The following is a 1,576-nucleotide window of genomic DNA, read 5'->3' as shown; positions in this document are numbered from 1 at the left end:
GCAGGCGCACTCCTCGGCTGGCTGCTCGGCAAATCAACCGGCCGCAGCGAACATGAAAAGAAAACAGCGCTGCTGCAACAGCAATACGCAGAGCTCGATAAAGAATTCAGCAGCTACCGGGCCACGCACACCCAGCAGCTGAGCAACGCAGAGCAACAACTACAGGCAAAGGCAAATGAGTTGACCACCCTGCAACAGTCGCTCAAAGAAAACCAGCTTCAGCTATCCGAAACCAGCACATTACTGGCCGGTGCAAAAGCCGAACTACGTGCCGCCAACCAAATGGCCCAGGATAAAAATAAAGACGCCGATATCCTCAGAGAAGAACTGCAAACATTAAAACAAGACCTCTCCACCTCTCATCGGCAACTGGCCACCCAAACCGCCAACAACGAAGCACTTCAGCAGAGGCTGAACACGCAGAAAGAAGAAATGGAAGCGCTCAATAAAAAATTCAACACCGAATTTGAAAACATTGCCAACCGCATCCTCGATACCAAAACCGAAAAATTTACCGAACTCAACAAAGCCAACCTCCACCTCATACTGGAACCACTGGGTAAAAACATTGCCGAGTTTAAAACCAAAGTGGAAGAAACCTACGATAAAGAATCAAAAGAGCGGTTCTCCCTCGGCGAACGCGTAAAAGAACTGGCCGAGCTCAACAAAAAGATCAGCGAAGAAGCGCACAACCTTACCCGTGCCTTAAAGTCGGAATCGAAAACCCAGGGCGGCTGGGGCGAAATGATCCTCGAAAATATACTTGAGCGCTCGGGCCTTGCCAGGGGCCGTGAATACTTTATGGAAGAGCAGCTGCTCGATGAGCAGGGCAACCCGCTGCGCTCCCACTCCGAAGATAAAAAGATGCGCCCCGATGCCATCATCAAATACCCCGACAACCGACACGTGATCATCGACTCCAAAGTATCGCTCAACGCTTTTGCCCGCTGCGTGGATGCTCCCGACGAAGCTACCCGCCTGAGCGAACTGGCCGAGCACGTGGGCTCCATCAAAAGGCATATCTGCACGCTCAGCGCCAAAGGCTACGACGACTACAACAAAAGCCTCGATTTTGTGATGCTGTTTGTGCCCAGCGAGCCGGCCTACATTGCCGCCCTGCAGGCAGACCCGGACCTGTGGAACTATGCCTACGACAAACGCATCCTGCTCTTGAGCCCCACCAACCTCATCACTTCGCTGAAGCTGATAGCCGACCTCTGGAAACGCGAATATCAAAACCTCAACGCCAACGAGATTGCAGAACGTGGCGCTAAACTGTACGATAAGTTTGTAGGCTTTGTAGCCAACCTGGAAGATGTAGGCGCCCATTTGGATAAAGCCCAAAGCAAATACGGCGATGCTTACAAGCAGCTGACCAGCGGAAATGATAACCTGGTGTTGCAGGCTACCAAGCTGAAGGACCTGGGCCTGAAAACGAAGAAGCACCTGCCGGAGGAATTGATCAACGGATCGGGCCAATGATCGATCGCAACGCCACGCCGCGGCGTTCGAAGTATTTTAGTTGAGTTAGATGATGACGTATGTTTTAGTAAGACACCGGCGCCCATAGATTATC

At 51.9% G+C, this 1,576-nt stretch carries 1 protein-coding gene; it reads left to right on the top strand.

Annotation, left to right across the window (positions count from 1 at the left end; genetic code table 11):
- Positions 1 to 1,482, top strand: a 1,482-nt coding sequence (gene rmuC, locus EGI32_RS11255) for a DNA recombination protein RmuC (protein WP_255155458.1), incomplete at its 5' end; no start/stop codon positions are given.
- Positions 1,483 to 1,576 lie beyond the last annotated feature (94 nt).

It is taken from the genome of Ferruginibacter sp. HRS2-29 (assembly GCF_024343615.1).
Lineage (GTDB): Bacteria > Bacteroidota > Bacteroidia > Chitinophagales > Chitinophagaceae > Ferruginibacter.
The sequence above is the reverse complement of the archived record's forward strand: the minus strand, read 5'-3'. Positions and strand labels throughout refer to the sequence as shown.